9 protein-coding genes are annotated in these 7,667 nt (G+C 63.8%); 4 read left to right on the top strand and 5 right to left on the bottom strand.

Annotation, left to right across the window (positions count from 1 at the left end; genetic code table 11):
* Positions 1-13: 13 nt before the first annotated feature.
* Positions 14-1,321, top strand: a complete 1,308-nt coding sequence (locus AS26_RS12850) for an MFS transporter (RefSeq protein ID WP_062310326.1) — start codon at positions 14-16, stop codon at positions 1,319-1,321.
* A 39-nt stretch (positions 1,322-1,360) separates the two neighbouring features.
* Here the strand turns inward: AS26_RS12850 and AS26_RS12845 are convergent, their stop codons facing one another.
* From AS26_RS12845 to AS26_RS12840, 3 genes are all read right to left on the bottom strand, one after another.
* Positions 1,361-2,005 carry an MBL fold metallo-hydrolase gene (locus AS26_RS12845; RefSeq protein WP_062310323.1) on the bottom strand — a complete coding sequence of 215 codons (645 nt, stop codon included), beginning with the start codon at positions 2,003-2,005 and terminating at the stop codon, positions 1,361-1,363.
* 112 nt (positions 2,006-2,117) lie between these two features.
* Positions 2,118-2,351, bottom strand: a complete 234-nt coding sequence (locus tag AS26_RS14795; RefSeq protein ID WP_245629780.1) for a LysR substrate-binding domain-containing protein — start codon at positions 2,349-2,351, stop codon at positions 2,118-2,120.
* Entirely contained in the window at positions 2,338-2,748 is a 411-nt protein-coding gene (locus tag AS26_RS12840; protein WP_245629779.1) for a LysR family transcriptional regulator, read from the bottom strand. The genes AS26_RS14795 and AS26_RS12840 overlap by 14 nt, the downstream gene beginning before the upstream one ends.
* Before the next feature lie 274 nt (positions 2,749-3,022).
* On the opposite strand from AS26_RS12840, the gene AS26_RS12835 reads away from it, so the two are divergent.
* The gene (locus AS26_RS12835; RefSeq protein WP_083516116.1) at positions 3,023-4,690 is read left to right on the top strand and encodes an ABC transporter substrate-binding protein; all 1,668 of its coding nucleotides are present in this window, start codon (positions 3,023-3,025) and stop codon (positions 4,688-4,690) included.
* Positions 4,691-4,718: 28 nt separating this feature from the next.
* On the opposite strand, the gene AS26_RS12830 is transcribed toward AS26_RS12835, so the two are convergent.
* Positions 4,719-5,804, bottom strand: coding sequence for a glycosyltransferase (locus tag AS26_RS12830; RefSeq protein ID WP_245629778.1), 1,086 nt, complete (start codon positions 5,802-5,804; stop codon positions 4,719-4,721).
* A gap of 127 nt (positions 5,805-5,931) precedes the next feature.
* Here AS26_RS12830 and AS26_RS12825 point away from each other — a divergent pair, with 127 nt between their 5' ends.
* Positions 5,932-6,237, top strand: a complete 306-nt coding sequence (locus tag AS26_RS12825) for an alpha-helical endospore appendage domain-containing protein (protein WP_245629781.1) — start codon at positions 5,932-5,934, stop codon at positions 6,235-6,237.
* Entirely contained in the window at positions 6,222-6,899 is a 678-nt protein-coding gene (locus tag AS26_RS12820) for a hypothetical protein (RefSeq protein WP_157068510.1), read from the top strand. The genes AS26_RS12825 and AS26_RS12820 overlap by 16 nt, the downstream gene beginning before the upstream one ends.
* Positions 6,900-6,928: 29 nt before the next feature.
* Here AS26_RS12820 and AS26_RS14890 read toward each other — a convergent pair whose 3' ends face one another.
* A complete protein-coding gene (locus AS26_RS14890) occupies positions 6,929-7,396 on the bottom strand; it encodes an exosporium glycoprotein BclB-related protein (protein WP_281176967.1) in 468 nt (155 codons plus the stop codon).
* Positions 7,397-7,667: the final 271 nt, after the last annotated feature.

Raw genomic sequence — 7,667 nt, 5'->3', positions numbered from 1 at the left:
GGGAGGAGATGGCGTGAAACACCGTCGTTGGTGGATCGGCGTGTTGATTGCCGTGGGCGTGATCGTCAACTACCTGGACCGGTCGGCCACCTCGATGGCCACCAAGCCCATTGAGGGCACGTTTCACCTGACGGCCGGCCAGATGGGGATTGTGCTCTCGGCCTTCAGTTGGTCGTACGCGCTGTTGCAGATCCCGGTGGGGGCCTTGCTCGACAAAATCGGCGTCAAGTGGGTCATCCGCCTGGGCATGGTGCTGTGGTCGGTTGCGTGCTTTGTGACGGCCGCGGCCACGGGGCAGGGGTTGCTTTTGTTGGGGCGGGTGCTTCTTGGCATCGGCGAGGCCCCGTACTTCCCCGCGGCCGTCAAGTCCGTGGGCTACTGGTTCCCGGTGGCGGAGCGGGCGCGGGCGGTGTCGCTGTACGACGCGGAGTCCAAGCTCGCGAGCGCGATTGGCGCGCCGTTGTTGGCGTTTGCCATCACGGAGTGGGGCTGGCGCGGCGGTTTCATCGCCACCGGCATTCTGAGCGTCGTGTACGTGTTCATCTACTGGGCGATGTATCGCGATCCGCGCGAAGACAAGCGGCTGTCGCGGGAAGAGCTGGCGTTCATTGAGGAGGGTGGATCGCAGGAAGAGGGCCAGGCGGAAGGCGGGCTGTGGCGCAACCTGGGCCATCTGCTGCGCTACCGCAAGGTGTGGGGCGTGTTCATCGGGTTCGCGGCGTACGCCTACTCGTTCTGGCTGTTCTTGTCCTGGCTCCCGGGGTATCTGGAGAGCCAGATGCACATGTCGGTGCTGAAGACGGGCTGGTTCGCGGCCATCCCTTGGCTCGTCGGGTTTGCTTCAGAGCTCTTTGTCGCGGGCTTTCTCATCGACTGGCTCGTGCGTCGCGGCAGAAACCCGCTTCGCGTGCGCAAGGCGGTGTTGGTCATCTGCCTGCTCCTCGGGCTCACCGTCATCGGCGCGGCGTACACCCATTCGCCGGGCTGGGCCGTGTTCTTCATCTCCATCGCGCTCGGTGCGCTGGTGTGCACCTCGTCCATCGCGATGAGCATTCCGACGTTCATCGCGCCGAAGGGAACGGTGGGGGTGCTCACGGGGTTTCTCACGTTCGGCAACAACGCGATGGGGATTCTTGCTCCAATCGCAACCGGTTTCATTGTGCAGGCGACGGGATCGTTCATGGACGCGTTCCTCGGCGCGGCCGTAATTCTCCTGATTGGCGTGCTGAGCTACGCGTTCCTGTTGACCGATCTCGACCGCATCCCGTCCCTGAACGCAAAGGCGGGCGCGCCTTCGGCGGCCAAAGTGCCCATCCAGTGAGTGAGCGAGGCGGAGCATGTGCTCCGCCTCGCGCGCTTTTCACCCGTTCATGACCTCGAGCAGGAATCGGTTATGCCGCCGCTCGTGGCCCATGCGCGTCGCCGGCCCGTGGCCGGGATAGATCTCGAGCTCGTCCGGCCATTCGAGGATGCGCTTGAGCGACGCCTTCATGGCCTCTGGATCTGACCCTTCCAAGTCGACTCGCCCAATGGTCCCCGCAAAGAGCGTGTCTCCTGAAAACACGACGCGCTTGCCCACGAGACACACGCTTCCCGGCGAATGCCCCGGCGTGTGCCAGACGGTGAACGTCTCGTCGCCGAGCCTGAGCTCATCGCCGTCGTGCAGCCAGGCGTCCGGCTGGCGAAGATCCGGCGCATCGTCCGCGAGGTATGCGCGGTACCAGTGCGGGGCGCGGTTCCACGTGACGAGATCGTCCGGGTGGAGATACGACGGCACGCCGTACCGCTCGCGCAAGAGATCGGCGCCGATGACGTGATCGAAGTGGCCGTGGGTGTTCCAATTTGCGACGACCTTGAGCCCCACCTCGTCTATGAACGAAAACACGGGCGCAAGCGCGAGGTCGCCAGGGTCGATCACGACGGCGTTTGCGCCGCGCTCCCACGACTCGGCGAGCACGTAGCAGTTGGACTGGATGGGCGAGATGACAAACCGGCGAATTTCCACGTGACGTCCCCTTCCCGTCGTTCAAGCGTCCACCGTTAAGTGTATCAGGTCGCCGGTTCGGGTTGAAACGACGGGCAAGGGAGAGCAGGCTCGCCGGGGCGCCGGGAAGCGCTCAGCCGTTCACGGCGCACATGTGCTTGACGAAGGCGATGAACGCGCGGGCGTACGCGACGAACGGCTCTTCGGCGAGATCGGCCAGATGGCACTCGTCGTTTGCGGCGAGGGGGTGATCGAGCGGGACGATGGCCACGAGTTCCTCCTGCAGGATCTCCACGAGCGTCAGATGGGGCGCGTGTGGCGGCGTGCAGAACGCGATGTCGATCTCGCCCGCATCAAGCTGCTGCAACAGTTTCTGGGTCGGCGCCTCGGACAGTCGGACCGTCACGCTGGGGGGGGGTGCGGGTGAACGTGCGGATGACGTCGGGGAGGAAGCGCGTGCCGAGCGAATAGATGAGGCCGACGTGGAGCACGCCTCGGGCTTGGCCCGTCAGTTCGGCGACTTTGCGGACGCCTGCCGCGAGCTCGGCGAGCGCCTGGCGGGCGTGGGGCAGAAACGCCTCGCCGCACGGCGTGAGGCGCACGCCTTGCGCGGTGCGCACGAACAGCGGCGCGCCGAGATCGCCCTCGAGCTTGTGAATCGCGCGGGACAGCGCGGGCTGTGAGACGCGGATGGCGTCCGCCGCGCGGCGGAAGCTGTGGTGCTCCGCGACGGCCAAAAAGTACTCGAGCTGGACGAGGTCCATGCGCATCCTCCCGATAAGCCATTTTTACGGCGGTCTTGCTTCCATGACACATGGGCCCCGCGCATCCTGTCAACCGCGGTGTTCCGCGGAACGGACTTCGTGTGAAAGTCGCGAGAATAGGGGTTGCGCGGCGGTCATCGGCGTTGTATGTTTGCTTTGAAAGCGATTTCTTTGGTGAGGGGGTGGGCGGGCGAAGTAGGGGCAAGGCGGCGGCTTTGGCGAAATCGATTTCGATTCCAGACGACAAGTTTCGCGAATGACGAGGGGGTTGCTTATGAAAAATCGTTGGAAAGTCGCAGCCGCACTGGGGTCCGTGGCTGCGAGCATGGCGCTCGTTGCACCGAATCTTACGACACAAGCGAAAACGCTCCCGCCGCTGGTCGTATGCACGAGCCCGCAGGGAACCTACGCGGACAACTTCAATCCGTTTGCGTCGGGCAACTTGGCCGGCACGTTCGGGAACGTGTACGAGTCGCTGTTCTACTTTGACGCGGTCAGCGGACACACCTTCGATCTCCTGGGCACCAGCTTCCACTTCACCAATGGCAATCGCACGTTGGTGGTGAATTTGCGCCACAACGTCAAGTGGACAGATGGCGTGCCCTTCACAGCCAAGGACGTCGTGTTCACCTTCCAGCAGCTGAAAAAGTATCCCGACGCGGACGCCAACGGCGTGTGGCAGCAGCTGCAGTCGGTCCAGTCGAATGGGAACGACGAGGTCATCTTCACCTTCAAGACGCCAAATGTCCCCTTTGCCGAACAATACGTCCTCGGTTCCACACCCATTGTCCCTGAACACCAGTGGGCCGCCTTGGGCGATCCGGCCAAGGCGCACATCACTTGGGACAAAGCTATCGGCACGGGGCCATTCATCGTCTCTTACTTTTCGCCGCAGGATTACAAGTTCAAGGCGAATCCTAACTACTATCTCGGCGCTCCGAAGGTGCCCGAGCTCGATTATCCAGCGTTCACGAGCAACCAGAGCGCCGATCTCGCTCTCGCCGAGGGGCAGGTTCAGTATGGAAACCTGGACATTCCCAATGTGCAAAAGACCTACGTGGGCGTGAATCCGCACAACCACTACTATTTCCCGCCGGACAACATCGTCGAATTGTATCCCAACCTCTCGAATCCCCTGCTTGCGATTCCCAACGTGCGGGAAGCCATCAGCCTGGCGATCGACCGCCAGAAGCTCTCCGTGATCGGCGAGACGGGCTACGAGGGCGTGGCCAATCCCATCAGCCTGCCGCTGCCCAACTACAAGTCCTGGTTGGATCCGACACTGCCGTCCTCATACCTGCACTTCCCGCCGGTGAACGACGCGAAGGCTGAGCAGTTGCTCCAGGCGGCCGGTTTCAAAAAGGACAAGAACGGCATTTACGCCAAGGGCGGGAAGGAACTGTCGTTCAACCTCGAGGTCGTATCGGGTTGGAGCGACTGGGACGAAGACTGCCTCCTCATTCAACAGGATCTCGCGAAGATCGGGATTAAGGTGAATATCGAGCAGGTCACGTTTGGAACCTACTACAGTAACATCGCACCCACCGCCAGCGCGCACGGCGTCATCCCAGGCAAGTACGATCTCGCCATCTCCTGGACGAACGAAGGTCCGACGCCTTATCTTCAGTACTACGATCTGCTGGACTCAAACGGCTCGTTCAACGTCGAGGGATTCCACGATCCCCAGGTCGACAAGCTGTTGAACGCATTTGCGCAGACGACGGATCTCGCGGAGCAGAAAAAGATCATGTATCAGATCGAGCGCATCGCCGCCGAGAAGATGCCTGTGATCCCGCTCCTCGTGGGTGCGTATTGGTACGAGTACAACGACAGCCATTACACGGGTTGGCCCACGAAACAGAATCTGTGGATCACCCCTGGACCGGCCAATACGCAGTCGGCGGCCATCGTCATGCAGCACCTGAAGCCCGTGCAGGGGTGATGTGGGGGCGCGCGGCGGGCACTGCTCGTCACGCGCCCTCGCTGTGTTCGAGAAGCGCGGCGAGCTGCGCGCGGTTGTGGACCACCATGGGGTCTTCGTCCCCAAGAAACTTCGCCGCCCACTCGTTGTGCTCGTAAGCCTCCCGGATGCGCCCGAGCCGCGCGAGAATCACGAACAGCTGGATGTGAGGCAGCCAGGTCTCGCAGGCGCGGTTCAGAAAGCCCATGAATCCAGGAGGGCGGCGGCACAGAATGGCCAGCCGATACCACGCAAGTGCCGCGTCGAGATCGCCGAGTTCAAGCGCGGCGTGGCCGAGTCTGCAACACGCCTCGGAACGGGGCGCGTCGTACAGGAAAGATCGCAGCACGGCCACGCGCGCCTCTTCTCGCTGGCCGAGCTTCAGGTGACAATCCGACATTCGGTAACACGCGAAGATGGCGTCCTCCTTCCAAATGTCCTGCATCTTCAGGAAGGACTCGTACTGGGTGAGGGCTTCGACCATTCGGCCGTGATCGACGAGTTCATTCGCGTAGTAGAGCGTGTCGCGCGCGCCGAGCATCTCGCCGGCGCGAATTCGCGCTTCGTAGATGCGCAGGTTGCGATCCGCGTCGTGCCGCACGGGGCGGTGGCAGACGGCTGCGTCGGAATGGAGCACATTGCCGCGGACCTCCAGGTATTCGTGCACCTGGCCGCGCCAACGAAAGCCGGCGCTGCGCCGCACCACGCGCACGAGGCGGGAGCTGTACGACGGCTTGTCGCCGTAGAAGGCGAGGTGGTACCAGGCGGTGACGGCGTCGACGGCGGGATCGAGTGAGGACTTGAGGGCTTTCCACGCGGGGAAATCCTCGGGGCGAATGACGTCGTCCGCGTCGAGCCAAAGGATGTAATCCGCGGTGGCGAGGCCGAACGCGTAGTTCCGGGCCGCGCTGAAGTCGTCGCACCACGCGAAGGTGTGCACGCGCGCGCCGAGCGATTGCGCGATGTCGGGCGTGTCATCCGTCGAGCCGGTGTCCACGACGACGATCTCGTCGACGAGATCGCCCACCGATGCGAGGCAGCGCGGCAGGGTGTCCGCCTCATTCCGGACGATCATGCAAAGGGACCAGCTGGCCATGCGCATTCCTCCCACGTTGCACCTCCACCCTATGCGGCGGGCGTCGGTACGGCCGCGGCGCGCGTCCGCCTGGCGCGCGTGGGCGATGGTCCGCATACATGTGAAGGGGGAGGAATGCCTTGTGTCCATGCCCAACATTCCCGACATTCGTCCGGACATCGAACTGACGAGGGAACAGGTGGTTCATCTTTTGCTGGCCTCCATCGCCATGGAGGAACTGGGCCTCGCCCATATTCTCAACGCGGAGGGCGAGAAACTGCAGAAGGCCATTGCGGATCCACACCTGTCGATGGAAGAACGCCTTGGTGTCAACGAGGCTGTGGAGCGAATGCTGCGGACGCTGATTCGCAAGGAACTTCTCCTGCAGATGAAGCTCGACACCGTGCTCAAGATGCTGCCATGCGAGGGGGCCTCGGCATGCTGCGAGGAGTAGAGCACGTGGCCTCGGATGCGGACGGCGCGTCGGCCGCTTGGGCCCTCGAAAGGTTCGCCCGTCTGGAGGTGGCATCCGCGCGACTGCTGGCGGTGGCGGTGAGAGCGGGTGCCGGATCGACAGGGTTTGCGGCCCTCGAACACCATGAATCGTTGAGATGCCTCGGCCGATGGATTATGCGCGCGTGTCGACAAATGTGGAGCGCTTGGCCCGCACCGGAAGAGGAAGCGCATGCGCGGCTCGCGAGGGCTGCGGCGCAGTGGGAGGCGTTTCGCTGGGAATGCGAGGCGATGGAGGCCGCTCTCGACCGCGCGGCACGCGCGGGGCGGGCCTTGGATTGGCAAGAGGCCCGTGAACAGCTGTCCATGTTGTGCCTCTTAGTACACCTCGTGGACATGCGCGTGGATGAGTCCGGAATCGTGGAACTGGACGCCGCTTGGCGGCGTGCGAGACATGAGCTTTTGGAGCGAATGGAAGGGGCGCTCGGACCGCTCCGACCGACTGGATGGCGGGCGAAGGAGGGCGAGCGCACCCAGTGGGGGCCGGCGTCGCGCGTTTCTCGGATGGAGCGCGATCCGGCGCACTACCTGTGGCTACGGTGGGAGCAGAAGGAAGGTCGGCGCACGACGCGAGGTGGGGCCAGGAGGCAGCCCAACCGCTGACTTGGGTTCGGCTGCCTCTAACGCGCCGTTCAGCTGATGGCGACGCCAGCGGAGGCGTAACCTGCCACGGTCTGCACCAGGGACAGGCCGTTCGCTGTCGCGGAGAACACGAGCAGAAGCCTTGTGCCTGCGCTGACCGGGATGGAGAGCCCTGTGGCGCTGCCGGTGGCGATTTGCCCCACGGCGATGGTGCCGGTGAGAGGCGTCAACGTGACGGATGCCCCCGAGATGGGCGAGAATGTGTTGTTGGGCGTCGTCGACTCATACAACTGGGCCGTGATGGTCACCGTCGTGCCCAGCAGGTTGAGCGCGGCGGTGGCGCTGAAGTACGCGACGATGGACGTGATGGTCCCATCGCGCGGCATCGAGAAGGCGAAGTTGAGCAGCGTTCCGCCCGCGCCGGTGAGATCGATCTGGCCCGAGCCGAGCAGGGTGATCCCCGTCACGGAACTGCCGAATCCGACGAGGCTGGTGGTGCCCACAAGCCCTCCGGCCACCGTTGTCAGGGCGACGGGCAGACCAGACGCGTACGGAATGATGGCGCTCGACCCCGCGGGTCCTGTGGGTCCTGTAGGTCCTGTAGGTCCTGTAGGTCCTGTAGGTCCTGTAGGTCCTGTAGGTCCTGTAGGTCCGGTGGGTCCGGTGGGTCCTGTAGGTCCCGTAGGTCCCGTAGGTCCCGTAGGTCCCGTAGGTCCCGTAGGTCCCGTAGGTCCCGTAGGTCCACCGGCCGGCCCCGTCGGCCCCGTGGGTCCGGTAGGTCCCGTCGGT

It is taken from the genome of Alicyclobacillus sendaiensis NBRC 100866, assembly GCF_001552675.1.
Lineage (GTDB): Bacteria > Bacillota > Bacilli > Alicyclobacillales > Alicyclobacillaceae > Alicyclobacillus > Alicyclobacillus sendaiensis.
Note: the sequence above shows the minus strand (reverse complement) of the source record. Positions and strands in the feature narration are given on the sequence as shown.

What these genes read in the sequence shown, in the direction of transcription:
- AS26_RS12825 (WP_245629781.1), top strand. Translation starts at nt 5,932, where the DNA reads ATGCCCAACATTCCCGACATTCGTCCGGACATCGAACTGACGAGGGAA.
- AS26_RS12820 (WP_157068510.1), top strand. Translation starts at nt 6,222, where the DNA reads ATGCTGCGAGGAGTAGAGCACGTGGCCTCGGATGCGGACGGCGCGTCG.
- AS26_RS12840 (WP_245629779.1), bottom strand. Translation starts at nt 2,748, where the DNA reads ATGGACCTCGTCCAGCTCGAGTACTTTTTGGCCGTCGCGGAGCACCAC.
- AS26_RS12830 (WP_245629778.1), bottom strand. Translation starts at nt 5,804, where the DNA reads ATGGCCAGCTGGTCCCTTTGCATGATCGTCCGGAATGAGGCGGACACC.
- AS26_RS12835 (WP_083516116.1), top strand. Translation starts at nt 3,023, where the DNA reads ATGAAAAATCGTTGGAAAGTCGCAGCCGCACTGGGGTCCGTGGCTGCG.